21 protein-coding genes are annotated in these 25768 nt (G+C 60.9%); 5 read left to right on the top strand and 16 right to left on the bottom strand.

Annotated features, from left to right (window positions below; all coding sequences use genetic code 11):
- Positions 1-42 precede the first annotated feature (42 nt).
- Positions 43-1779, top strand: a complete 1737-nt coding sequence (argS, locus tag DW58_RS12825; protein WP_029593003.1) for an arginine--tRNA ligase — start codon at positions 43-45, stop codon at positions 1777-1779.
- A gap of 69 nt (positions 1780-1848) precedes the next feature.
- Here argS and bglB read toward each other — a convergent pair whose 3' ends face one another.
- From bglB to flhB, 5 genes are all read right to left on the bottom strand, one after another.
- Positions 1849-2988 carry a beta-galactosidase BglB gene (bglB, locus tag DW58_RS12820; protein WP_024549576.1) on the bottom strand — a complete coding sequence of 380 codons (1140 nt, stop codon included), beginning with the start codon at positions 2986-2988 and terminating at the stop codon, positions 1849-1851.
- Positions 2988-4574 carry an MFS transporter gene (locus DW58_RS12815; protein ID WP_024549577.1) on the bottom strand — a complete coding sequence of 529 codons (1587 nt, stop codon included), beginning with the start codon at positions 4572-4574 and terminating at the stop codon, positions 2988-2990. The genes bglB and DW58_RS12815 overlap by 1 nt, the downstream gene beginning before the upstream one ends.
- A 289-nt stretch (positions 4575-4863) precedes the next feature.
- Entirely contained in the window at positions 4864-5256 is a 393-nt protein-coding gene (gene flhE / locus DW58_RS12810) for a flagellar protein FlhE (protein ID WP_024549578.1), read from the bottom strand.
- Entirely contained in the window at positions 5256-7337 is a 2082-nt protein-coding gene (gene flhA, locus DW58_RS12805; RefSeq protein WP_024549579.1) for a flagellar biosynthesis protein FlhA, read from the bottom strand. Before flhA ends, flhE begins: the two co-directional genes overlap by 1 nt.
- Positions 7330-8481: a flagellar biosynthesis protein FlhB gene (gene flhB, locus DW58_RS12800; RefSeq protein WP_024549580.1), complete on the bottom strand. Its 1152-nt coding sequence runs from the start codon at positions 8479-8481 to the stop codon at positions 7330-7332. Before flhB ends, flhA begins: the two co-directional genes overlap by 8 nt.
- Positions 8482-8911: 430 nt before the next feature.
- Here flhB and DW58_RS12795 point away from each other — a divergent pair, with 430 nt between their 5' ends.
- The 4 genes from DW58_RS12795 (at position 8912) to DW58_RS12780 (ending at position 13972) form a co-directional block, all read left to right on the top strand.
- Positions 8912-9487: a fimbrial protein gene (locus DW58_RS12795; protein WP_024549581.1), complete on the top strand. Its 576-nt coding sequence runs from the start codon at positions 8912-8914 to the stop codon at positions 9485-9487.
- Positions 9488-9598: 111 nt separating this feature from the next.
- On the top strand, positions 9599-10291 hold the full coding sequence (locus tag DW58_RS12790; protein ID WP_024549582.1) for a fimbrial biogenesis chaperone: 693 nt from the start codon (positions 9599-9601) through the stop codon (positions 10289-10291).
- 26 nt (positions 10292-10317) lie between these two features.
- A complete protein-coding gene (locus DW58_RS12785) occupies positions 10318-12834 on the top strand; it encodes a fimbria/pilus outer membrane usher protein (RefSeq protein WP_029593001.1) in 2517 nt (838 codons plus the stop codon).
- Positions 12824-13972 carry a fimbrial protein gene (locus tag DW58_RS12780; RefSeq protein WP_235047733.1) on the top strand — a complete coding sequence of 383 codons (1149 nt, stop codon included), beginning with the start codon at positions 12824-12826 and terminating at the stop codon, positions 13970-13972. The genes DW58_RS12785 and DW58_RS12780 overlap by 11 nt, the downstream gene beginning before the upstream one ends.
- 50 nt (positions 13973-14022) lie before the next feature.
- Here the strand turns inward: DW58_RS12780 and cheZ are convergent, their stop codons facing one another.
- The 11 genes from cheZ to DW58_RS12725 form a co-directional block, all read right to left on the bottom strand.
- Positions 14023-14667, bottom strand: coding sequence for a protein phosphatase CheZ (gene cheZ / locus DW58_RS12775; protein ID WP_024550943.1), 645 nt, complete (start codon positions 14665-14667; stop codon positions 14023-14025).
- Positions 14668-14677: 10 nt separating this feature from the next.
- Positions 14678-15067: a chemotaxis response regulator CheY gene (gene cheY / locus DW58_RS12770; RefSeq protein WP_024550942.1), complete on the bottom strand. Its 390-nt coding sequence runs from the start codon at positions 15065-15067 to the stop codon at positions 14678-14680.
- Between the two features lie 16 nt (positions 15068-15083).
- On the bottom strand, positions 15084-16133 hold the full coding sequence (locus DW58_RS12765) for a protein-glutamate methylesterase/protein-glutamine glutaminase (RefSeq protein WP_029592999.1): 1050 nt from the start codon (positions 16131-16133) through the stop codon (positions 15084-15086).
- On the bottom strand, positions 16130-16996 hold the full coding sequence (cheR, locus tag DW58_RS12760; RefSeq protein ID WP_024562547.1) for a protein-glutamate O-methyltransferase CheR: 867 nt from the start codon (positions 16994-16996) through the stop codon (positions 16130-16132). The genes DW58_RS12765 and cheR overlap by 4 nt, the downstream gene beginning before the upstream one ends.
- 19 nt (positions 16997-17015) lie before the next feature.
- Positions 17016-18617 (bottom strand): methyl-accepting chemotaxis protein IV, encoded by a 1602-nt coding sequence (tap, locus tag DW58_RS12755; RefSeq protein ID WP_024549663.1) that lies wholly within the window; start codon positions 18615-18617, stop codon positions 17016-17018.
- 39 nt (positions 18618-18656) lie between these two features.
- Positions 18657-20330, bottom strand: a complete 1674-nt coding sequence (tar, locus tag DW58_RS12750; protein WP_024549662.1) for a methyl-accepting chemotaxis protein II — start codon at positions 20328-20330, stop codon at positions 18657-18659.
- Positions 20331-20437: 107 nt separating this feature from the next.
- A complete protein-coding gene (locus tag DW58_RS12745) occupies positions 20438-21403 on the bottom strand; it encodes a Csu type fimbrial protein (protein WP_024549661.1) in 966 nt (321 codons plus the stop codon).
- Positions 21403-23796, bottom strand: coding sequence for a fimbria/pilus outer membrane usher protein (locus DW58_RS12740; protein ID WP_024549660.1), 2394 nt, complete (start codon positions 23794-23796; stop codon positions 21403-21405). The genes DW58_RS12745 and DW58_RS12740 overlap by 1 nt, the downstream gene beginning before the upstream one ends.
- Entirely contained in the window at positions 23772-24524 is a 753-nt protein-coding gene (locus tag DW58_RS12735) for a fimbrial biogenesis chaperone (protein WP_024549659.1), read from the bottom strand. Before DW58_RS12735 ends, DW58_RS12740 begins: the two co-directional genes overlap by 25 nt.
- A 15-nt stretch (positions 24525-24539) precedes the next feature.
- On the bottom strand, positions 24540-25028 hold the full coding sequence (locus DW58_RS12730; protein ID WP_024549658.1) for a Csu type fimbrial protein: 489 nt from the start codon (positions 25026-25028) through the stop codon (positions 24540-24542).
- 89 nt (positions 25029-25117) lie between these two features.
- Positions 25118-25684 (bottom strand): spore coat protein U domain-containing protein, encoded by a 567-nt coding sequence (locus tag DW58_RS12725; RefSeq protein WP_024549657.1) that lies wholly within the window; start codon positions 25682-25684, stop codon positions 25118-25120.
- Positions 25685-25768: the final 84 nt, after the last annotated feature.

Raw genomic sequence — 25768 nt, 5'->3', positions numbered from 1 at the left:
CGGCACCCCTGTTGTGCTGCCTTTTTACGGTAAGGTATCCCGGTGAATATTCAGGCACTTCTCTCAGATAAAGTCAGTCAGGCACTGATTGCCGCAGGCGCGCCTGCGGATTGCGAGCCGCAGGTTCGTCAGTCAGCAAAAGCGCAGTTTGGTGACTACCAGGCCAATGGTGTAATGGCGGTGGCGAAAAAACTGGGCATGCCGCCGCGACAGTTAGCTGAGCAGGTCATTGCCAGCCTCGATCTCACCGGCATCGCCGCAAAAGTGGAAATCGCCGGTCCGGGCTTCATCAACATCTTCCTCGATCCGGTGTTCCTCGCCCAGCGCGTGGATGAAGCGGCTGCCTCCGAGCGCGCTGGCGTGGCGAAAGTCGCGCAGCCGCAGACCGTGGTAGTGGACTACTCGGCGCCAAACGTGGCGAAAGAGATGCACGTTGGCCACGTGCGCTCCACCATTATCGGCGACGCCGCGGTGCGTACCCTGGAGTTCCTGGGGCATAACGTGATCCGCGCGAACCACGTTGGCGACTGGGGCACCCAGTTCGGGATGCTGATCGCGTTCCTTGAGAAGCAGCAGAACGAAAACGCCGGCGACATGGCGCTGGCCGACCTCGAAAACTTCTATCGTGAAGCCAAGAAGCACTACGACGAAGACGCAGCGTTCGCCGAGCGCGCCCGCGCCTACGTGGTGAAACTGCAGGGCGGCGATGAGTACTGCCGTCAGATGTGGCGCAAGCTGGTCGATATCACCATGACCCAGAACCAGCTTACCTACGAGCGCATGAACGTCACCCTGACCCGCGACGACGTGATGGGCGAGAGCCTCTATAACCCGATGCTGCCGGGCATCGTGGCCGATCTCAAAGCCAAAGGGCTGGCGACCGAGAGCGAAGGCGCCACCGTGGTGTTCCTCGACGAGTACAAAAATAAAGAAGGTGAGCCGATGGGCGTCATCATCCAGAAGAAGGATGGCGGCTACCTCTACACCACCACCGATATCGCCTGTGCGAAATATCGTTACGAAACCCTGCATGCCGACCGCGTGATCTACTACATCGACTCCCGTCAGCATCAGCACCTGATGCAGGCCTGGACCATCGTGCGTAAAGCAGGCTACGTGCCGGAATCCGTGCCGCTGGAGCACCACATGTTCGGCATGATGCTGGGCAAAGACGGCAAGCCGTTCAAAACCCGCGCGGGCGGCACCATCAAGCTGACCGAACTGCTGGACGAGGCGATGGAACGCGCGCGTCGTCTGGTGGGCGAGAAGAACCCGGACATGCCGGCGGACGAGCTGGAGAAGCTGGCCGACGCGGTGGGCATTGGCGCGGTGAAATATGCCGACCTGTCGAAGAGCCGTACCACCGATTACGTGTTTGACTGGGACAACATGCTGGCGTTCGAGGGTAACACCGCGCCGTACATGCAGTATGCGTACACCCGCGTGCTCTCCGTGTTCCGCAAAGCCGGTATCGACGAAAACAGCGCCCTCACCGCGCCGGTGACCATCACCGACGATCGTGAAGCCGCGCTGGCTGCGCGCCTGCTGCAGTTCGAAGAGACGCTGACCACGGTAGCGCGCGAAGGTACACCGCACGTGATGTGTGCCTACCTCTACGACGTGGCAGGCCTGTTCTCCGGCTTCTACGAGCACTGCCCTATCCTCTCCGCGGAGAGCGATGCGGTACGTCAGAGCCGCCTGAAGCTGGCCCAACTGACCGCCAAAACCCTGAAGCTGGGTCTGGATACCCTGGGGATCAAAACCGTCGAGCGCATGTAATTCGCGCGCCTGCGGCACAAAAAAGCCTGAACATACCGTTCAGGCTTTTTTTATGGCCGCGCGCCGGGGTCAGAGATAGGTGCGCAGATACTCCGCCAGACACAGGATAGCCATCGCCTGACCGTACGGCATCGAGGTGAGCGGTATCTGGCGGTAGAACGCCAGATCGTGGCCCATGCCAGTGCCGAAGGAGGTCTGCAGCAGTTCGCCGTCATCAGAGATGTTGGCGACAATGCCCCGCACCGCCTTTTCCGCTACCGCGGCATAGCGCTTATCGATATAGCGCTTGCGCACCGCTTTCAGGATGCCGGTGGCAAACCCGGCGGTGGCCGATGCTTCAAGGTAGGAGGTGGGGTCGTCGAGCAGCGTGTGCCACAGCCCGCTCTCATCCTGACATTTCTCCAGCGCGGCCACCTGATTTTCGAGCACCTGAATCAGGTAGCGCCGCACCGGATCGCGCTCCGGCAGGTCCACCACCTCCAGGAAGTCAGGAATTACAATGGTCAGCCAGCTGTTGCCCCGCGCCCAGCGGGCGTTGGCGAAATTGTGGTTGCCCTCGTAGCTCCAGCCGTGGAACCACAGCCCGGTTTGCCGATCCATCAGGTTCTGGACGTGCAGCAGGAACTGGTACACCGCTTCATCGACGTACTCCTGCCGCCCCAGAAGCCTGCCGATTTTCGCCAGCGGCAGCACCGTCATCATCAGCGTGTCGTCCCACATCTGTTGATGGTTCTCTTCCGCCAGGGTGATGTGCTGCATGCCGCCCCACTCGGTGCGCGGCATCTCATACATCGCCCACTCTGCCCAGCTCTCCAGCCACGGCAGCCAGGCGGGGTTGCGGGTCTCTTCGTAGCGCCAGGCCAGGGTCAGGAACGGCGCCATGGTATTGACGTTTTTGGTGGTGGCCCCCTCGGCAAAGCGATCGGCAAACCAGCCGTCGATGATGTCACGCATCTGGGTGTCGCCGGTCTGCCGCCAGTACTGGTACATGCCGTACAGGCCCACGCCGTGGGTCCACTCCCAGCCCGCCCAGCCTTTGGTATCAATCACCCGGCCATCGTCCAGGCGCAGCAGGAAGGCGCCGGTTTCATCCTTAATGTTGACCAGATTGTCGGTGAGCTTGTGGATCAGGTTCTTCAGCTCATCGCGGGCGATAAAACGCTCAGGCTGGCGCAGTAACGGGCTGTGTTTGACAGGGTAAACAATCATTAACTTAACCTCTGTGTCGTGTCGAATTCGGGTGTCGTCCCTTTCAGGGCGGGCGCGGCCGGTTTGTTGCGGTTCAGATAGCCGATGTTGTTGTTGCCCCACAGGTTCTCGAACGGGATCCCGGCCAGCATCTCAACCGTGGCGCGGTTTTCCGCACTCGCCGACTCCGGTACCACCCGGTCGGTGGCGCGCATTTTCAGCGTCTCTTCGCGCAGCACGCTGTGGGTTTTCAGGTTGAGCTTAAAGCGCAGCGAGACCAGGAAGCCGCAGGCCAGCACAATCAGGGTGCCCACGCTCAGGATCATCAGAATGGTGTGGCTGACCGCCGGCGGCTGGGTAGCCTGCCCGGAGACAAAGCCGGACATCTGCATCACGATGCCAACCAGCATCACCGCCCCGGCCTGGGAGGCTTTGCGGGTCAGGGTCATGATGCCGGCGAAAATGCCTTCCCGGCGCTGCCCGGTGATCACTTCATCCACATCGGCGATGTAGGTGTAGGTATTCCACGGCACGTAGTTGATGCCGCCGCGACCCAGACCGGCGATGGCGGATACCAGCAACAGCAGAGAGTAAACGTCGCTCAGCCCGGCGTAATAGAGCATGGCGTAGGAGAGCGAGCTGAGGCCGAACAGCACCACCACCATGCGGTAGGAGGGCGCAGGCCCAAAGCGGATGCACAGCGGGATCATGGCGATAACGGCGATAAACTGGAAAATCGCCATGGTGCCCAGCAGGTTGGAGGCCATCGCCGCTTCCTGCATCAGCACAAACACCACGTAGTAGGTGAACACCGCGTTAAACACGTCCTGGGCGATATAGCCCCCGAGGTACATGCCGAGATGCTGACGGAAAATTTTAATCCGCAGCGTCGAGCTCAGCTCTATGAACAGCCGGTTCATGCTCTGGCCGAACGTCAGGCTCTTTTTCTCCTCTTCCGCGCGCAGGGCCGCTTCCGACCACTCGGCACGCGGGCGCTCCCAGGTAAAGAACCAGACGAAGGTCAGCATCAGGGCGCACAGCACCGAGAAGACCAGGCTTGCATAGAAGAAGGAGACGGCGTTGTCCTTCCCGAAGTGGGTGAGCAGCACGCCTGGCAGGAACGAGGCGAGGATGGCTGACATCTGCGCCATGGAAATGCGCGCGCCCGAGAACTTGGTTTTCTGCTTGAAGTCATCGGTCATTTCCGGGACCAGCGTTTCGTAAGGCACCAGAATCATGGTGTAGACGATATCGAACAGCAGATAGGTCAGCAGGTAGTACCAGAAGCCCATGTCCCCGACCCACATCAGCGAGTAGCTGAAGACGCAGGGAATGCCGAGCAGGATAAAGAATTTACGCCGCCCGAAACGACGGCCAAACCAGGTTGTGCCGAAGTTGTCGGTCAGAAAGCCCATCAGCGGGCTGACCACGGCATCCAGCACGCGCGCGGCGGCAAAGATGAAGGTCGCCTGAATGGGCGAGAGTCCGCAGAAGGTCGTATAAAAATAGAGCAGCCAGGCCGCGGTCAGGGCGGTAGTCCCTGCCCCGAGAAAATCCCCGGAGCCGTAGGCGAGGTAGTTCGCAAGTCCAATTTTACGTGTTTTCATTGCCGTTAACCCTGTTTGTTCTTATGGGAGATCCCCGGCAAGGCCGCCCGGTGGGCGTCAGGGAACCTGTTACGGCTAAAGTAAAAGCATGGGGGTTGGGAAACCTTTCTGTTTTTGCCACCCTACAGACGAAGCTGGCAAAAATGCAAAGAGCGTCGCCATCCGTGTCACCGATTTATAAAACAGTGTTTCGGGATGTTCAAAAGAACGTATTGTTTTTGCGAAGCGGCGCGTAAAGCGGAGTGAAAATCGAGGCAAAAAAAGGGGCTGCGCGTGGCAGCCCTCGGGGTTACTTGTAGTTCACAATCACCTGGCTGGACTGGACCCGCATCATCGGGAACAGCTTACCGCCGCCGGGCACTTCCCAGACGAAGCGCAGCGGCTCGTTGGCCGGAACGCCGGTCAGCCCGCGCGTGGTGCCCTGCCCGCCCTCGATGGGTACGCAGCGGCTCAGGGAGCAGAGCCGCACCAGCAGCCCGGCGGGCGTCGGGCCGTTCAGCTCATAGCGCCACACCACCAGGTTTATCACTCCCACCGGATTGTCGGTGGGCGCCAGCGGCGAGGAAGACGCTACCACGCCGCGCCAGGTCAGGGTGGTGCCGCCAGTGCTGGCTTCCCATGCCCCTTCGCCAGCGGCGAGCGCGGCAAACGGCAGCCAGAGCAGCATCAGCCAGGCGCGCATCACTGACCTCCGATGGTCGCAGTCATGCGGATGCTGCGGTTGTCGGACAGCTCCAGATTGGAGAGCACCACCAGCTGCGGCAGGCTGCGGCGCAGGAAGCGGGCCAGCAGCGGACGCAGCGCGTGGTTGACCAGCAGCACCGGCGGCGCGCCCAGCATCTCCTGACGGCTCAGCGCCTGCTGGGCCTGCTCAAGCAGGCGATCCGCAAGGCCCGGCTCCAGACCACCACCGCCCTGCAGGGCCTGCAGCAGCAGACGTTCCAGCGCGGTATCGAGACCGATCACCTGCACTTCGCCATTGCCCGGGAACCACTGCTGGGTGATGGCGCGGCCCAGCGCCACGCGCACCACGGTGGTCAGCTCGTACGGGTCGCTCTGCAGCGGAGCGTGCTCGGCCAGGGTTTCCAGAATGGTACGCATGTCGCGGATTGGCACTTTCTCCGACAGCAGGTTTTGCAGCACCTTGTGCAGCGTGGTGAGGGTCAGCACGCCCGGCACCAGATCTTCGGTCAGCTTCGGCATCTCCTGGGTGACGCGGTCCAGCAGCTGCTGGGCCTCCTGACGGCCAAACAGCTCCGGCGCAAACTGGCCAATGAGGTGGTTCAGGTGGGTTGCCACCACGGTGCTGGCTTCCACCACGGTAAAGCCCTGGATCTGCGCCTGCTCTTTGAGCGCGCTCTCAATCCATACCGCCGCCAGCCCAAAGGCCGGATCGACCGTTGCTTCGCCCGGCAGCGTACCCGCCGCGGTGCCAGGGTTTATCGCCAGCCAGCGGCCCGGATAGGCCTCTCCGCTGCCGATCTCCACCCCTTTCATCAGAATACGGTAGCGCGCAGGCGGCAGATCCATGTTGTCACGGATGTGCACCACCGGCGGCAGGAACCCCATCTCCTGAGCAAATTTCTTACGGATACTGCGGATACGGCCCAGCAGCTCGCCGTCCTGCTGGTTATCTACCATCGGGATCAGGCGATAGCCCACTTCCATACCCAGCGAATCTTCAAGCTGGACATCGTTCCAGGTGGCTTCCACCGCCTGGCTGGTTTCCGGGGCTTTGTTGATCTGCGCCACCGGCTCCGGGGCTTTCATTTCGCGGCCGCGCATCCACCAGGCAAGGCCCAGCAGCGCACCGGTAAATAGCAGGAACACAAAGTTAGGCATACCGGGGACCAGGCCCAGCAGGCCCAGTACCGCCGCCGCGAGCAGCATTACGCGCGGGTTGCTGAACAGCTGGGTTACCATCTGCTCGCCCACGTCCTGATCGGTAGCAACACGGGTCACGATCACGCCCGCCGCGGTGGAGATCACCAGCGCCGGGATCTGGGCAACCAGGCCGTCACCGATTGTCAGCAGCGTATAGCTTTCCGCCGCGTTGCCCACGGCCATGTCGTGTTGCAGTACGCCAACCAGCAGGCCGCCGATGACGTTGATCACCATAATCAGGATACCGGCGACGGCGTCTCCGCGAACGAACTTACTCGCACCGTCCATCGAGCCGTAGAAGTCCGCTTCCTGGGTCACTTCGGAACGGCGCTTTTTGGCCTCCTCTTCGCCGATAAGCCCGGCGTTAAGGTCGGCATCGATCGCCATCTGTTTGCCTGGCATCCCGTCGAGCACGAAGCGCGCGCCCACTTCCGCGATACGCCCGGCACCCTTGGTGATAACCATGAAGTTGATGATAACGAGGATGACGAACACCACGATACCGATGGCGAAATTGCCGCCGACCAGGAAGTGGCCGAAGGCTTCCACCACTTTCCCCGCCGCCGCGCCGCCGGTATGCCCTTCCATCAGGATGATACGGGTCGAGGCGACGTTCAGCGCCAGGCGCAACAGCGTGGTGAACAGCAGAATGGTCGGGAAGGCGGCGAACTCCAGCGTACGCTGGGTAAACATCGCCACCAGCAGAACCATGATGGAGAGCGCAATGTTGAAGGTGAAGAGCAGATCGAGGATGAACGCCGGCAGCGGCAGTACCATCATCGACAGAATCAACAGGATGAGGATCGGCCCGGCAAGGATCTGCCATTGGGTCGATTTCATGTTGCCAGGCAAGCGCAGCATTGCAGCCAGATTAGCCATCAGTGTCCTTCTCGTTCATAAAGTCCAGTGCCGGCGGCACAGGAAGATTTGCAGGTTTTTTCGGTTGCGTTCCACCGGCGACGCGCCAGCGCTTAAGCTGCCAGACCCAGGCCAGCACTTCGGCTACCGCGGAGTACAGCGTGCCCGGAATCTGCTGGCCGATCTCGGCGTGGCGATAGAGCGCACGGGCCAGCGGTGGCGCCTCAAGCATCGGAATGCGGTGCTCGGTGCCGATTTCGCGAATGCGCAGGGCCACCAGCCCCGCCCCTTTCGCCACCACTTTCGGGGCGCTCATTTTGTTCTCTTCGTAACGCAGGGCGACGGCGTAGTGCGTCGGGTTAGTTACGATAACGTCGGCTTTGGGCACATCGGCCATCATGCGGCGACGCGCGGCGGCGCGCTGCTGCTGGCGAATGCGGCCTTTAACGTGCGGGTCGCCTTCGTTCTGTTTGTGCTCGTCGCGGATATCCTGCCGCGTCATGCGTAATTTTTTGATATGGCTGAAAATCTGGAAGAAGACGTCGAAGCCTACCATCGGGATCAGGCCGAGCACGATCAATACCCCGCACAGCGCCACGATATTCAGGGCGTTACGCAGGGCGGCGACCGGGGATTCACTCACCAGGCGCAGCATGTCGGGCCAGTTGTGCAGGATGTAGAATCCGGTCACCGACCCGACCAGCACCGATTTCAGTATCGCTTTCAACAGTTCGGCCCCGGTCTGGGCCGAGAACATGCGCGCGATACCGGGCAGCGGGTTGAGCTTGCTGAACTTGAACGCCACCGCTTTGCCGCTGAACAACAGGCCGCCCAGCAGCATCGGGGCGGCAAGCGCCATCAGCACCAGCCCGCCGATAAGCGGCAGCAGCGCTATCAGCGACTGCTTAAGCAGCGCACCAATCTGGCCGACAATCAGGCTTGGGTCATTGATGATGCTGTGATCAAAGTGCAACCCGGCGGCCAGCATCGCGGCCAGCTTGCGGCCCAGCGGCTCACCGCCCATCCAGAGAATCGACACGCCCACCAGCAGCATCAGCAGCGAGGTCAATTCGCGGGATCGGGGGATCTGCCCATCCTCACGCGCTTTGTCTAGTCGGTGGGGTGTGGGGGCCTCTGTCTTTTCCTGGTCGCTATCTTCAGCCACTGCGTAATGTCCGACACGTTTTTCCGGCAGTTATCATGCCAGACCCCTGCCCTGTCAATGCCGGGAATAGCCTCCCTAAACGGGGCTTTTTACCTCGTTTAACCGGGGCTGACAGCGTGCCTCTGGTCTCATTCCGAAGCCGATTTTCCAGAAAAGCGACGCAGAATATCGTCGCTATTAACAGAAAATAACGCCTCAATATTGATCAGATATAATGATGATTTCTTTTACATTATTCTCCACACCAATACTAAACACCTCAAATTAATACACAGTTACAAATCAGACATTGATATTTGAGAATCTAAAAAACTATTTCCTTTTTTATCCTTGCGCGAAGCATATAATGCAGAAAAAATAACAGTGGCGTTTGTAACACCATCGCAATGCTTTATTTTGCACCAGGGATTACTGATAAGGAGATATTACCGTGCATTTCAATAAAAAAAGGGTGTTTGCGCTGTTACTGGCGCTCAGTTCAACCCCGACGCTGGCCGCGGAAATGAATGCGGGCGTGGTGCATTTCACCGGGGAAATTATTGAGCCAAGCTGTGAAATTAAAGGCGATGACGGGCACGACAGCACCGTTCCGCTCGGCACCTACCCCACCTCACTATTTAAAAAAACCGGCGATGAGTCCACGCTGGTGCCGTTCGCCATCGCGCTGGAAAATTGCCCGGTAACCAGTGAGGGTCTGGCCGCGGTACAGCTGACTTTTAATGCGCCGACGGTGCTGACTAACTCGGTGACGCTGATGGACGTGAGCAAAATCACTACCGCCGGCGAAACCGCCGCCACCGGCGTGGGGATTGCCATTAGCCAGGATGGTAAAGACACCACACTGCTCAAGCTCGACGGCAGTGAAGGGCAGGTCTACGTGCCGCTATCAAGTATGGCAGATGATATTCTGACCACCAATTTTAACGCCCGCTACAAATCGTTTGCCGATACAGTGACCGCCGGTCCTGCTGATGGCGATTTAACGGTAAACATTCTCTATCGCTGATTATTTTCCTGTATCGCAGGCGATACGCCAAAAATAAACCACATATAACCCGGTGAAAGCTGGGTTATATGCATTCACCCGCAGTCATAATTATAATTACGGGTTCCACTTATGCGACTGACACTATTTTTGATTTTCTGCCTTTGTGGCACCATTATTACACCGGTCTGGGCCGGGGGCGTACAAATTGGACGTACCCGCATTATTTATCCAGGTGATAAAAAAGAAGTTGAGCTGGCGTTGATTAACCGGGATAACGATCTGCCGTGGCTGGTGCAGTCCTGGGTGGACACCGGCGACGGAAAAACCCGCGGGCCGTTTATTATTACCCCCCCGCTGTTTCGTCTCGATGCGCAAAAGGAACAGGGCCTGCGCATCGCCTGGACCGGCGCCCCGCTGGCAACCGATCGCGAATCGCTGCTGTTTTTAAACGTGCGCACTATCCCTGCCTCTGAGAAAGGCAGCGAAGACAAAAACGTGCTGCGCCTGATCTTTAAAACCCGGCTCAAGCTCTTCTTTCGCCCGGCGGGCCTGGACGGTACCCCCGCACAAAGCTGCGCCGGCCTGACGTTCCGCCGCACCGGAGATAGGCTCACCGTGACCAACGCCGGGGCGTTTTATAGCGTATTTGACTCGCTGCAACTGGGCGGGCATCGGCTCGATAGCCTTGAACTTGTCGCCCCCAAAAGCGCGTCGCAGGTGGTGCTCCCTGCAGGCGTGGTGGGACAGAACATAAGCTGGCGCTGCATTACCGACTACGGTAATGCCTCCGCATCCCACAGCGCTACGTTGCAACCGGGCTGAGGGTCACAATGCGTGGAAAATCAGCTATGCCTGACTGGACGCTCAATGCCCTGCTGCGCTGTCTGAGCGGCGTCCTGCTGCTGCCGGCCTGGGATGCCGCAGCACGGGAGTTCTACTTTTCACCCTCTTCGCTGGAAGGCGACACGCTGACGCAGCAGGATGTCGATCTGTCGCTGTTTTCTCGCGATAACGCCCAGCTTCCTGGTACCTATCCCTCGCGGGTGATGGTCAACACGCGTGCGCAGCCGGAAGAGAACATTCGCTACCTCAGCGGGCCTGACGGGGTCTTGCAGCCTCAGCTTACGCCGGCCATGCTGCGCAGGTGGGGCGTGCAGGTGGATAACTATCCTGTGTTTTCCGGGCTGGCGGATCAGGATCCGCTGCCTGAGCCGCTCGGGCATTATCTCCCCTTCGCCAGCGCCACCTTCGATTTCGCCAGCACCACGCTGCGCCTGAGCATACCCCAGGCCGCGCTGAGCCAGGCCCGCGCTGGCGACATTGACCCCGCCAGCTGGCAGGACGGTGTGCCGGTGCTGTTCGCCGACTATGCCCTGTCCGGCTCGCAAAATGAGGACAGCGACCATCGCCACGACAGCAGCCAATACCTTAACCTGCGCAGCGGACTGAATCTTGGCGGCTGGCGGGTACGCAACTATTCGACCTGGAGCCGAACCGACGACAGTCACGCCTGGGACGATGTCGGATCGTGGATCCAGCACGATGTCGATGCCCTGCGCGCCCAGTTTACCGCCGGGGACAACAGCACCCGCGGCGACGTGTTCGACAGCGTCCAGTACCGTGGGGTCAACCTCGCCTCCGACGATGAGATGCTGCCCTACAGCCAGCGCGGCTACGCCCCGGTGATACAGGGGGTGGCCAGCTCCAACGCCGAAGTGTCGGTGCGCCAGAACGGCTACCTGATCTATCAGCAGAACGTCGCGCCGGGGGCATTCGAGATACGTGACCTCAACTCCACCACCAACAGCGGCGATCTCGAGGTCTCGGTCAAAGAGGCCGACGGTACGGTACACAGCTGGACTCAGCCCTACTCCAGCGTCGCGGTGATGCAGCGTCCGGGGCAGATCAAATATGAACTCACCGCGGCGCGCTGCCGCGCGGATAACGACAGCCATCAAAACGAGCCGCTGTTTGCCCAGGGCAGCGCCATCTCTGGGCTGAACAACGCCCTGACGCTGTTCGGCGGCGTTACCGCCTCGCAGGATTACCAGGCCGTCGACGCCGGGATCGGCATGGTGCCGGGTGAACTCGGATCGATCTCCTTTGACGTCACCTGGGCGGGAACCACGCTGGATAATGACGAACACCGCACCGGACAATCCTATCGCGTGCTCTATTCCGGGAAAATCGACGCCACCGACACCAACTTCACTCTGGCCAGCTACCGCTACTCCACTGCGGGCTACTACAGCTTCGCGGACGCTAACCAGAAATATGATGAAGACGACTGGACGCAGCGCTACAACAAACGCAGCCGCATTCAGGCGAGCATCAGCCAGACGCTGTTCGCCAGCAGCCTGTACCTTAACGGCTATCAGCAGGATTACTGGGGCACCTCTCAGCGCGAGCGCAGCGTCACCGCGGGCCTCAACCATGTGTTCGGCTCGGTCAGCGCCCATCTGGCCTGCACCTACAGCCAGGCCGGGGATGAGCCGAGTGACCGGATGGTCAGCCTGGGGTTCAGCGTGCCGCTCAGCGCCTGGCTGCCGGGAAGCTGGGCCAGCTACAGCCTGAATAACAGCCGCCACGGCGATACCAGCCAGAGCGTCGGGATTAACGGTACGCTGCTTGACGATCAGCGCCTGAGCTACTCCTTTCAGCAGAGCCACACCAACCACGATGGCACCGACAACAGCAGCGTCTACTCCAGCTACCGCTCGCAGTATGCCAACGTCAACGCCGGATACTACGCCGCCTCGGACGACACCCGCCGGTTTAACTACGGCGCCAGCGGGGCCATCGTGGCGCATCCTCACGGGGTGACGCTCGCCCAGCCGCTCGGCGAGCAGTTCGCCATCGTCAGCACCAACGGCGCCTCCGGGGTGCGGTTCAGAAACCAGCGCGGGGTGCAGACCGACGCGTTCGGCAACGCGGTTATCCCGTCGCTGACCCCGTATCAGCAGAACACCCTGCGCGTGGATACCACCACCCTGCCGGAGGACGTGGACACCGACGCCACCGCGCTGACGCTGATCCCCAGCCGACGCGCGGCGGTGGCCGCCCGCTTCGAGGCGCGCATCGGTTACCGGGTACTGGTCACCCTGACCCAGGAGAACGGCCATCCGGTGCCGTTCGGCGCGCTCGCCAGCGTCACCGGAGCGGTACAAAGCGGCATTGTCGATGAGGGCGGCGTGCTTTACCTCGCCGGTATTGCCGATCGCACCGACCTCAGCGTTCAGTGGGGTGCGGCGCAGGCGCAGCGCTGTCGCGCGCAGCTCATCATTCCGGCCGGGGCGAGCGCTAGTCCGGCGGGGATCCGCACCGCCCGCGCTATTTGTTATCAGGAGACCCATCGTGCACCCTAATTGGATAGCGGGCGTGCTGCCCGCCCTCGCCCTGCTTACCGGCCTTGCCAGCGCAACGTCCTGCGCGGCCACCGTGTTACTCGACTGCTTTACCGGGCCGAGCACCTACAACGGAAGCTATACCCGCGAGCTCAGTACCGATGAGAACGCAGCCGGCCACCCGATCCCCATGTCACACTATCTGGTGACCAGTGGCCTGGAGATGGAAGCCAACTGTAGCTGTCCGGGCAATCTGTTTTCGAACACCACGATCAACACCACCAACTACGCCGGCAGCCCTTTGCCGCCGGGCGTGGCGGGCTACGGCTATCTGACCGAACGGGTCGATGTGGATATTCAGGCGTACAGCAACGCCATCAACTCCCCGGACGGCACTGGCCTGACGCCGATGCCGATCAACAGCTATCCCACGCCGGTCGGCAGCATGAACAAAGCGCTGGACCCCCTCAAATTTACCGAGCAGACCGGCAGCGTATGCAGCGACGCGACGCGCCCGTCCGGGGCAAGCAGCACCAAACGCCCGTTTAAGTGGAACGTTATCGCCGTCTCGCTGTATATCAAAAAGCCGATCCTCGGCGAGGAGCAGATCCCGCCCACGCTGGTGGCGCAGAACTACGCCTGCCTGTCATTTGGGTCCGGCTCCTGTGCGGTAACGGACGCGCAGCAGGTTTCCAATATCTGGCTGAGCGGTACGCTTACCGCGCCACTCAGCTGCATTATCAACGCCGGCAGCACCATTGAGGTGGATCTCGGCCAGACCATGACCAGCCAGTACGTCGCCGCCGGTCAGCCGCCGCAGGGCTATACGCTCAAAGAGGTGAACATCGCGTACCGCTGTGACAATCCGGCGGTGAGCAATCAGCAAAAAATCAAGCTGACCCTGACGGCGGACGGCGGCGTGATGGATAGCGGCAAGCTGATTGCGAAGATGATCAATCGCGATGATATGGGGGTCAGAATGTATGACAGTCAGAATGCGCCGGTGGCGCTCGACGGCACGGTGGAGTTTCCGGTGGTGCTGGATGAACAGGGCAACGGGGCTATCGTGATGAAAGCGACGCCGGTCAGCACGACGGACAAACGGCCCGCGGCCGGGAAATACGAAGGGAACGTGACGGTTAAGCTGGATCTGCGCTAGGCAGCGGGCAGGCTCCCGGACGGCACAGGCTGTCCGGGAGCACCACGCGCTTAGAAGCCGAGGCTGTCGAGCAGATCGTCAACCTGGTCCTGGCTTGCCACCACGCCTGCGGCGGTAGCATCAAGCTGCGGCCCGTTGAGCAGGCTGTCATTCGGACGCTTCGCACGGCTGGGCTGATCCGGGATATTTTCCAGCAGCACCATCAGCAGCTGACGTTCAATCTCCTGCACCACGTCCATCATGCGCTTGATAACCTGACCGGTCAGGTCCTGGAAATCCTGCGCCATCATGATCTCCAGCAGCTGGGCGTTGGTTGCACCGGTGTGACCCGGCACTTCCGCCAGATACTTACGGGTATCGGTCACCAGCTCGCGCGCATCGCTCAGCTCAATCGGATTTTCAAACCACTCGTCCCAGCGGCCGCTCAGCGCTTTCGCACCGGATTCCATCTGGTTCTGGTGCGGCTGTGACGCCTCGACGCAGTTAAGCGCACGTTCCGCAGCCTGAGCGGTCATCTGCACCACGTAATCCAGACGGTCACGGGCGTCAGGAATGGCTTCTGCGGCTTCGGCAATTGCCTGATCGAGACCCAACTCCTTCATGGTGTCGCGCAGCATACGCGTCAGACTACCAATTCGGGCGATAATATCGCCCGGGGTATGCTCGTCAGTCGGCTTGATTATTGGTTGCATCATCGTCCTGTCCTCACATGCCGAGTTTTTCGAAGATTTTGCCCATCTTTTCTTCCAGGGTCGCGGCGGTGAACGGTTTAACGACGTAACCGCTGGCACCGGCCTGCGCGGCGGCGATGATGTTCTCTTTCTTCGCTTCCGCGGTCACCATCAGCACCGGCAAACTGGCCATGTTGCTGTCGGCGCGGATGGTTTTGAGCAGCTCAAGGCCGTCCATGTTCGGCATGTTCCAGTCGGAGATAACAAAGCCGAAACCACCCGTCTGGAGCTTAGCCAGCGCGTCCACGCCGTCTTCCGCTTCTTCTACGTTATTGAAACCCAGCTCTTTGAGCAGGTTACGTACGATGCGACGCATGGTGGAGAAGTCATCCACTACCAGGAATTTAAGTTCTTTATCTGCCATAACCACTACTCTCCTCTTAAATACGTATTGCCTGTCCGGCACTGATTTTCGCCAGCATCTGCTGGCTGACCTGGCTTAGATCGACCACTTCGCTGACGCCACCAGAATTGATGGCCTCTCGCGGCATGCCGAACACCACACAACTTGCTTCGTTTTGCGCGATGGTCCAGGCGCCAGCCTGGTGCATCGCTAACATCCCGGCCGCGCCGTCGTTGCCCATCCCGGTAAGGATGACCCCTACCGCGTTGCGCCCCGCGAACTTCGCGACCGAATGGAACAGTACATCGACGGCCGGGCGGTGGCGGTTTACCGGCGGGCCGTCATGCAATTTGATTTGATAGTTTGCGCCGCTGCGCGACAGCTCCATGTGCCGATCACCGGGCGCAATATAGGCGTGTCCTGGCAATACGCGCTCGCCGTCTTCTGCTTCCTTCACGCTAATCTGGCACAGTTTGTTCAGACGTTCGGCGAAAGAGCGGGTGAAGCCCGGCGGCATGTGCTGGGTAATCAGCACCGCCGGGCTTGAGAGCGGCAGCGGCTGCAGCACGTGACGGATAGCTTCGGTTCCGCCGGTGGAGGCGCCGATGGCAATCAGTTTTTCCGAGCTGAGCAGCGGGCCGGCTTTCAGGGTCGCCGGGGCCGCCTCCGGCGCGCGCGCCGAAAGTTTGGCGCGGGACGCGGTGCGCACTTTGTCGGCGATCATCTCGCTGTAGGCCAGCATCCCTTCGCGGATGCCGAGCTGCGGTTTGGTGACGAAATCAATCGCCCCCAGCTCCAGCGCCCGCAGGGTGATCTCCGAGCCTTTACCGGTCAGGGATGAAACCATCACCACCGGCATAGGACGCAGGCGCATCAGTTTTTCCAGAAAATCCAGCCCGTCCATGCGCGGCATTTCCACGTCGAGCGTGAGCACGTCCGGGTTAAATTTTTTAATCAGGTCGCGGGCGACCAGCGGGTCCGGTGCGGTAGCAACCATCTCCATATCGCTGTGGCTGTTGATGATCTCCGTCATTATCTGGCGCATCAACGCGGAGTCATCCACTGACAACACTCTGATTTTACTCATGCTCTTTCCTTACTCAGCGAGTAGACGGTCTGGCCACGTAACCAGAAGTCGCGACTGAGGTTGCTAAAGTTCTCTGAATGCCCGGCAAACAGCAGTCCGTCGGGTTTAAGCAGCGGAACAAAGCGCCGCAGGATCTCTTGCTGCGTGTCTTTATCGAAATAAATCATCACGTTACGGCAAAAAATCGCGTCAAACGGACCGCCAATGTCATACTGCTTTTGCAGCAGGTTAAGGGTGGCGAACTCAACCTGGTTCGCCAGCTCCTGCCGCACGCGCACCAGGCCGTCATGCGGGCCGGTGCCGCGCATGAAATAGCGCTGAAGCTGCTGCGGTGACAGGGTTTTCAGCTCCTCAAGCCGGTAAATCCCGCTACGCGCCTTCTCCAGCACTTCGGTATCGATATCGCTGGCAAACACCTTCCAGCGTCCCGGCGCGGTGCCGAGGGTATCCGCCAGCGTGATGGCCAGTGAATACGGCTCCTCGCCGGTCGATGCCGCCGCGCTCCAGACGCGATACTCGCCGCTGTGCTTGCGGGCGTGCTCCGCCAGCACCGGGAAGTGGTGCGCCTCGCGGAAGAAGGCCGTCAGGTTAGTGGTCAGGGAGTTGATAAACGCCTGCCACTCTGCGCTATTCGGGTTTGCTTCCAGCATGCCGAGATAGCGCCCAAAATCATCCAGACCGAGGGTACGTAGCCGACGAACCAGGCGGTTGTAAACCATGTCCCGCTTATGGTCGGCCAGCACGATGCCCGCGCGCTGGTAGATTAATTGACATATCCGACGGAAATGAGCGTCGGACAGCGCAAGGCGCTGTGTCATCTGCAACAATAATGACGATTGCCCGTTAGGCAGTGGTGATGTCATAGCGCCTTCTTAATTACCGTCAGGGTGTAACCGGCACCGCATCTAGCGGTACCTGCCTGTCCTCGCGCACCTGCGCAAGGTCAAGCTGAAATGCTGCCACCAGCGTAGTAAGGTGGTCAGCCTGATTTGCCAGCGCATCCGTTGCCGTCGCCGCCTCTTCCACCAGTGCGGCGTTTTGCTGCGTAACCTGATCCATCTGGCTCACCGCCTGAGCAACCTGCTCAATACCGCGGCGTTGTTCATCCGACGCGGAGGCAATCTCCCCCATAATGTCGTTGACCTGGGTCACCGAGCGGACAATGTCCGCCATTGTGGTCGACGCGGTGTCCACCAGCACACTGCCCTGCTGGACGCGCGCCACCGATTCATCGATCAGCACTTTGATCTCTTTGGCCGCATCGGCGCTGCGGCTGGCAAGGTTACGCACCTCACCCGCCACCACCGCGAAGCCGCGGCCCTGTTCACCGGCGCGGGCGGCTTCTACCGCGGCGTTCAGCGCCAGGATATTGGTCTGAAACGCGATACCGTCGATCACGCTGGTGATGTCGCCAATCTTCTGCGAGCTGGCTTCAATATCGTGCATGGTGCGCGCCATGCGCGTAGTCTGCTCGCCGCCCTGCTGGGCCGTCTGCGCCGCATTCTTCGAGAGCTGCGCCGCCTGACGGGCGTTATCGGCGTTCTGGCCGACGGTGGCAGTCAGCTGCTCCATGCTGGCCGCGGTCTGCGCCAGCGAGGCCGCCTGCTGCTCGGTACGCGACGACAGATCGTTGTTACCGGCGGCGATCTCTCCAATGCCGGTGTGCATCGCGTGGCTGCCGTTGCGCACCTGCGTCACGGTGTCGCGCAGCGAGGCCTGCATATGCTTCAGCCCTTCAAAAATCCCGGAGATCTCGTTGCGCCCATAGACCTCAATCGGTCGCGCCAGGTTGCCCGCCGCGATGCTGTCAAAATGGCTGCGAATAATCGCCAGCGGCTGAACCAGCATGATCTTCGACCAGTAGAGCGCCCCGGCCATCAGCAGCAGCGCGATGACGGTCACGGCGCCAAAAATCACCGCCGAGATGTGGTAATTCTTTTTGCTGTCTTCCCCGGCGTTCACCACAAACTGGTTGATGTACTGCTGCCAGGCGTTAAAGCTCGCCTCAAAGGCGTCCTGGGACTGCTGCACCGGCGCGGTCAGAAAATCCGACAGCTGGTTGCTCTCAAGCCAGGTGGCCTGATGCTCCAGGTCATCGCGCCAGGCGGTATAGCTCTTTTTCGTCGCCTCGGTCAGCTTCGCCGCGGTGTCCGATGCCGGCTCGCTGGCGACAAACTGTTTAAACACACCGTCGGCCTGGGTCATGCTGGCGCGCGCGGTGCTCATCAGCGCCTTAATATCATCCGGCGGATAGCTCAGGGCGGTGAGCGTACCGGCCCGGCTCAGGGCGGTACTCGCCTGCAGCAGCGCCGCACGGCTTTGCGCCAGGGTATCGCGTTGAAGGTTGCTCGTCTCGACCGTTTTCAGGTTCTGAAAGTCGTCACGAAAAGCCCAGAAGGACAAACCATTACTGCCAATTTGTAAAACGCCACACACAATCAGAATCAAAAAAAGACTGGTCGAGATACGAATACGGTTCAACATCAACGTTCCCTTAAGCGGCATCGCGCCGGCGTGTCGTGATCAGAAGGTTTCCCAGTTATCGTCCTGCCCGGCCCCTGCCGGTTTTCGTGGTGTGAGTGCCGGTGCGGACGCTGGCTCGTAGTCAGCACTGCTGCGTGTCGCCCGATCCCTGGCGTGACCCTGCGCATTCAGACGGAACGCTGCCACGGCCTGGCTCAGGCGGCTGGCCTGATCTTCCAGGGCGGCGGCGGCGGTGGCGGACTCCTCCACCAGCGAGGCGTTCTGCTGTGTTACGCGATCCATTTCCGTTACCGCCAGCGCGACCTGGTCTATGCCACGACTTTGCTCATCCGACGCCGAGGCGATCTCGCCCATGATGTCGGTGACGCGCGTGACGGCGCTGACGATATCGTCCATTGTCTCTCCGGCCGTTTCGACCAGCACTGAACCGGTATCGACCCGGGAGACAGAATCTTCAATCAAAGCTTTAATCTCTTTTGCCGCGTTGGCGCTGCGGCTCGCCAGATTACGTACCTCCCCCGCAACCACCGCGAAGCCGCGGCCCTGCTCGCCGGCACGCGCGGCTTCCACCGCGGCGTTGAGCGCCAGAATGTTGGTCTGGAAGGCAATGCCGTCGATAACACCGGTAATGTCGGCAATCTTTTTAGAACTGGCGGCGATCTCGTGCATGGTCTTGACGACGCCATCCACCACTTTGCCGCCGCGCGCCGCGGTTTCCGAGGCGCTGCTTGCCAGCTGCGACGCCTGGCGGGCGTTATCGGCGTTCTGTTTCACGGTGGCGGTCAGCTGCTCCATGCTGGCAGCGGTCTGCTCAAGCGACGCGGCCTGCTGCTCGGTGCGCGAGGAGAGATCGTTATTCCCTGCGGCAATTTCGCTGGTGCCGCTGTAAATGGCATCGGTGCCCTGACGCACGCTGGTGACGGTGGTGATGAGCTCCTGCTGCATGTGCTGGACGCTCACCGCCAGTTCAGTGATTTCGTTGCGGCCGCTGGCGTGCAGCGTGCCGGTCAGATTGCCGTTAGCGATCTCACGAATGTGGGCGATGACGCCCGCCAGTGGGTTAAGCAGGATATGACGAATGCCGTACCACACCAGGGCGAGCACCAGCACCAGCGCGATGACCAGTACGCCGGTCTGCCATTTGGCGAAGCGATAGTCGGCCTGGCTGTCACTGAAGGCGGTCTGGTAAATCGCGTCGCCCTGCTGGCTGTAGGCGGTGATGGCTTTACCCAGCGCGTTCTGCATGCCCTGGGTCGGCTGGGCGAAAAACGCGTCCATGTTGCCGGTTTCCAGGTACTGCACCAGTTCGCCCAGGGCGCGGGCATAGTTCTGGTAGTCGCTGTCCACGGCGGCGCTCACCGCTTCCATGCCGGCGATGGGGGTGACGTTACGAAACGCGGTGTAGTGCTGCTGCGCCTCGGCAAGGGTGGCTTTGGCATTGTTCAGCAGATCGGTTTTGGCGCTGCTCTGCTGGTTGTTCGGATCCATCATCATGCGCGCCGAGGAGCGGCTGAGGTTGATGCGCGTCTGCAGCATCAGTTCCCAGGTCTGCGTCAGCTCGGCCTGCTGCATTCTCAGGCTGTTCGAGGCGGCAAAACTGTCCTGGTTTCCCTTGAGGGACGAGAAGAAAAGCCCGCCGGAGAGGAGCTGTAGTAAGGCGAACACTACCAGCACCAACATCAGCAGCGTGACAACGCGGATACGATTCAACATACAACACCTTTCGAATAAGTTCGTATCGGTGTTATCGGCATGTGGGTGGGGAACTTTACCTCAAACTCTGGGGAATTTGGCGCCCTGCGGGCGCCGGATAACGCGCGTTAAAAGGCCACGTCCACCACCAGAGTATCGCTGTAGGACCCCCCCGGCGGAGTGGTTTGTGTGGTTAACACCCGGGCGGTGTAGCTGTAGGTGCGGCTGAGTTGATCGGTGCTGATGGAAGAAGAGGCGCTGCTGGCCCAGCGTTCGCTGCCGCTGATGCCCCAGCGGCTGGTGGTGCTGCCCTTATAAATCTCGTAGCTCAACAGGTTGGCCGGCGTGGTGGAGGAGATCATATTGCGCACGCTGCCGCTGGCGTTAAGCCCGTTGTTCAGCCCCACCGTATAGGCGCTGCCTTTGGTGCAGGTGATGACGATATTTTGGGTGACCGGGTTGAAGTTTTGCACCAGCGGCGCGCTGCCGAAGTTGACCGCCGGGGCGTTAATGGTCGAACAGTCGTTGGTGACGATCGCGGTCAGCGTCATGGAAAAGGTTGGGCTGCCGGTCTGAGCGGATAAGCAGGCCGCTATCCCGGTTTCGCAGATGCTGTAGTCGAGGCGGAAGTTGAGCGTCGCCTGGTAGGTGCCGGCGCTGACGTTCTGCCCGGCCACGGTGCGGAAGTAGAACGGCAGCGCGTAACGCTTGCCGGACAGCAGCCCGAGCAGCTGGTTCCCGCTCCAGGTGTAGCTGGCCGCGGTGGCAATCTCCCCGGGCGCGGCGCAGTTTGCCTGGCTGCAGACGATAAACGGAATGCTGTCGGTGTTGGCGGTATTGCGCAGCGTGCCGCGGGTGCCCACCGGGTTGGTGGAACTGACGTAGGTGAGGCGGATAAAGTCGTTGGTAAGCAGCGTCAGCACCGCGGTGCAGTCCAGCGCAAAGGTGGCGCTGGTGTCCAGCACGGTGCTGTTGATGACAAACGAGGTGCGGGTGCCGAACGAGGCGCTGGCGGGCGGCGTAAGCGTGCACACCGCCTGCGCCGTCTGGCACAGCCCCACCAACAGCAGTACGGCCCAAAGTAAACGGCGCATTAGCGTGACTCCTTCTTACAGATAACCGGCCCGTAGGTTTTCAGCATATGGCTGGTATCGCTGATGGCATTAAAGGTAACGGCGCAGCGTTCACCGTCGGGGGTCGTTACCTGCAGATGGTTGACGTCGCTGATGTTCTCCAGCCAGGCGATACCCTCGTAGCCGACAATGGCTGACGGCAGCATCGGGCGGGAGACCTGGCTTGATACCGGCAGCGGCTCGCCGTGCTCATCATGCAGAATGACGCTGGCGACACGCTCGCGATCCATCGGGAAGGCAATCACGTAACCGCTGCCGCGCTTGATGGCGATCCGCCGCTCGGTGTCCTTGATGCGGGTATCCGCCGGCAGGTCGAGGGTGTTGATGCTGTAGGTCGCCGGGTAATAGGCGGTCACCCCGCTGACCAGCAAATAGCCGTCGTCATCGGTTTGCCCGGCGGGCTGGTTTTCGAAGTTAACCGTGACGTTCGGCTGGCCGTTGGTGCTGATCACCGCAAAGGCGTCGTTGATCTGGTTGGCGGCGAATACGGCGTTGTCCATCACCACCAGCGAGCCGCTGGCCTGACCCCAGCGGGTGTAGCCCCCGCTTTCGCCGTAGATACCGCCCCGCAGCTCCACCGCGTTGTTGCGCCAGCCCAGCGAGGCCTGCTGGTAGTCGTCGTCGCGGCTGCGGTTAGCGTAGGCCATATCCCAGTTGAAGCCGCCGTCGCTCGGCATGGCGTGGTTGTAGGTTACCCGGGTGCTGGTACCGGTATCGCGTGCGTTGTCCACGCTCAGGGCGACGCTGTCCAGCGTGCCAAACGGGATCTGCAATGACATCGCCACCGTCCAGCCCTCTTTATCCGGGTCGTGGCTGGCGGCAACGTAGAAGCTGCTGTCCCAGAAATTTTTGCTCCAGGAGAGGTTAAGCAGGCGCGTTTTCTCATCGTCAAAGCTGCGCACGTCGATATAGGCCGCGCCGAGGTTGCCGTAGCGACCCAGGTTGAGGCTGAAGGTGTACTGATCCGAGGTACGGCTCAGAGTGGACGTGGGTTGACGATTGATGTCGTAGACCGGCTGCAGATCGTAGAGCGCCAGATTGCCAAAGGTGCGATCGCGCTCGGTATGCTGGGTGCCGATGTTGAACCAGGCGCCGTTGTACTGGTAACCCCAGTTAATCTGCTGGCCCCGATCGCCGCGCATCCGGCTCTGGGTGAACGCACCGTTGATGACCCCAAACTGGCCGATGCGGAACATCGACCCTACGCCGCCAAGCGCCAGCGACTCGGCCCCTTCGGTATGGGCTTCGGCGGTCCACCAGTCGGTCACGCCGTAGCGCAACGAGCCGCTGCCCGCCGCCGGGCCGTAGTCAAAATCCTTCAGTCCGTAGTTGCGACGCAGCGCGCCGAGGGTGAATGCCCCGTCAGACAACCCCTGCTTGAGCAGATCGCTGGCGACGTAGAACGGCAACGTGGTGGAGACCTGGCGCCCCTGGGCGTCGGTGGTGACCAGCACCGCGTCCCCCGACCCGTTCACATAAGGCAGGTTGGTCAGGGTAAACGGACCGGGCTGTAGCGTGGTGGAGCCGGAACGGTAGCCGTTGATGAACACGTCCACTGTGCTCGGTACCGCGGCCTCGCCGGAAAAGGCCGGCAGCGGGTACGTGATCAGATCCGGGCGCAGGGAAAAGTCGCGCCCCCAGGAGATGCCCCCCATGCGCACGCTGCTGCTCCAGGTCAGGGAGTCGCTGATGACATCCCCTACCGACCAGCTGACGGTGTCTTTCTCGTCATTGCCGGTGAAGGTGGTGTCGTAGCGGCGGTAGCCGTTGTGCTGGCTGGTGTAGCCCTGAAAAGTCTGTCGGGCGATGCCGGTGCTGGAGAGCGTGCCGATATCGCTAAAAAAGCGCAGCTCGTGCCACAGCGACGCCTGGCTGCCGCTTTTCTGGGTGTCGTTGGTATAAAAGTCGTAGTTGAGCAGCGCCCCGGTACTGTTGCGCGGCGCCACCGCATCGGGATCCTGGCCAAGGGTAATATCTCTGCCCGGCAGCCAGTGGTTCGGCACCGTGAGCAGCAGGCGCTGGCGCGTACTGTCGTAGTCGGTCTGCACTTCCGGCAGGCGCGTGACGTTAACCTCCGCGCCAGCCGGAAGATGGTCAGCCGGGATCCCCGCCTGCTTAAGGTCATCGGCCTTGACGTAAAAATCCCCCTCGCGCCGGGTCGCCTGAACCAGCTGTCCGGTGTCGTAGTGGTTCACCACCAGGCCCAGGTGATAGGTCGCCCGGGCGTTGATGGCGCGCACATCCGGCGGCGGCGGCAGCGCGTCATCCCCGTTTGCTGCGTGAGCGGCAGAGGGCGTGGTGGCGATAAACGTCGCAACCGACAGCGTGGTTAAGGCGCTGGCGCGGTTTGCCATTGTGCATTACGCGCATTGATAGAGGCCGTGAGCTGGTTTGGACTCGGCGTGCCGGCCGGCAGTGGAAACGCGCGCGTGCTGTGGGGCAGCACATACCCCAGCAGCCCCTGCGCCATCTCGCGACGCTGACCGCCCTGCGTGACGCTGACGTTGCTCAGCCGGACGTGAATATCCCCCCGGTTGGTGACCTGCACAGCACGCTGGCCGCCCTCGTTAACCACGCGCCAGCTGAGATCGGCGGGGTTAACAAACGCGTGGTGCGTCCCGCTACGCTGAGTAGCGATCCCCTGGCCGTAGACAAACAGGGGAATGGAGTAGCGCATCTGGAGCTTGAGACCAATCTGCGGGTTGTTGCTGCCGTCCGGCTGGGGAATTTCATCGACCACAATCCGGTAGGCCTGTTCGATGCCCGCCGGGACAGTGGTTTGCTTGATTAAACGGATAAGCTGCTTGGTGCCCCCTTCCACCCGCACGATCGGCGGGCTGGCCACCACCTCCTGCTGCTGCTCGTAGCGCTCGTTGCCGTTCTCCTGGCGCCAGCGCACGATGCGTACCTGCATGGTGGTGGCCTGATCGCCCTGGTTCTGTAGCCAGAGTTCGGCGGCGTTATCTTCGGGGGCGAAAAAAGGGTCGATGGGCCAGATAAGCAGATTGCTGGCGGCGGCGGCCTGCCCGGCACTGAGTAAGCCGCTCAGTAGGACGCATGCGGTTAACCCACGTGGTGTCATGTCACTTCTCCCTGATTACCATGTCAACGTCACGGTAAGTTGATCGGTATAATTGCCGGCCGGGCTAAACCCGGTAAGCTGCGCTGCGCCAAAGATGGGCAGCGTAATGTTATTGCTGTTGGTGTAACTCAGTGAGACCGCCTGATTGACGCCGATCTCGGTATTGGCGGCCAGCGTGCCGCTGGTATAGAGGCGATACGGGACGGCATCCGCCCCCCCGCTGCGCACCATCCGCCTGACGGTGGTGTAGTTCTGTCCGCCGTTGATGCTCATCGTCACACTGACCCCCGGCGTGCAGGCCAGCGACAGCGAGGTGTTCGGCACGAAGCTGGTCGACACGCGGCTGCCATCCACGCCGCTGCGCGTACCAAAATTCAGCGCGCCGTACACCCCGCCGCTGCCGCTGGTCACCGAGCAGCCGGGCGTGATGGTGGCACTCACCTGAAAGTTCTGGGTGGTGACGCCGAACGCGGCTGCGCTGCACAGCAGCAGCGTTCCGGACATCGCGTAGCGGCAGATTCCGGGCAAAACGATCCCCTCGACAGCCCCGAAGGGCTGCCTGTCGATTAACTAGCGCATCAGTGTTTTAACGTTTAATAGATCACGCTTACGTTGATGGTGTCGTTATAGACGCCCGGTACCACGGTCACACTGTTACCGCCGCCGGTGATACGTCCATAGATGGTGTAACTGTCGACGCCCGCAGCAGTCGATGCCACTGGAATCGGCGTATTGTTGGCAATCACATTGTTGAAGGCGCTGTCGCTGAACAGGCTGTACGCTACACCCTGAGCAGCATTGGTGCTGTTAACCATATAACGGGCGGGGGTGCCAGGACTGCCGACAACGGTGCCAGGCGCGGTGTTCGTACTGCCAGTGAGCTGCACGGTGTAATCGGCCGTCGTACACTGGATGGTAAAGCTGTTGCCGCCGTTAGCGCCCGCGAGCTGGGTGGTCAGGGTGCTGAAGGTCGCCGCCTGGGTACCGAAGTTCAGTGAACCGAAGTTGATGCCGTTCTGGCTGGGGGAGCCGTTAATCAGGCAGCCGTTGGTTAACGTCAGCGTCGCCGTAATGGTGCCGCTACTGGTCACCGCATTACCCGCCGAGGTGACGAGCAGCAGACTGCTGGCGCTGAGCGCAAGTAAAAGGCGTTTGTTCATGATGCTTACCTCGTGTGGACGATGCCGCCGGCATCCCTGTTTTTAAAAACCATCAATGTGTAACTGGATATGCCAGATATGTAA

It is taken from the genome of Siccibacter turicensis LMG 23730, from assembly GCF_000463155.2.
Classification (GTDB): Bacteria; Pseudomonadota; Gammaproteobacteria; order Enterobacterales; family Enterobacteriaceae; genus Siccibacter; species Siccibacter turicensis.
This window is presented reverse-complemented; position numbering and strand designations above follow the sequence as displayed.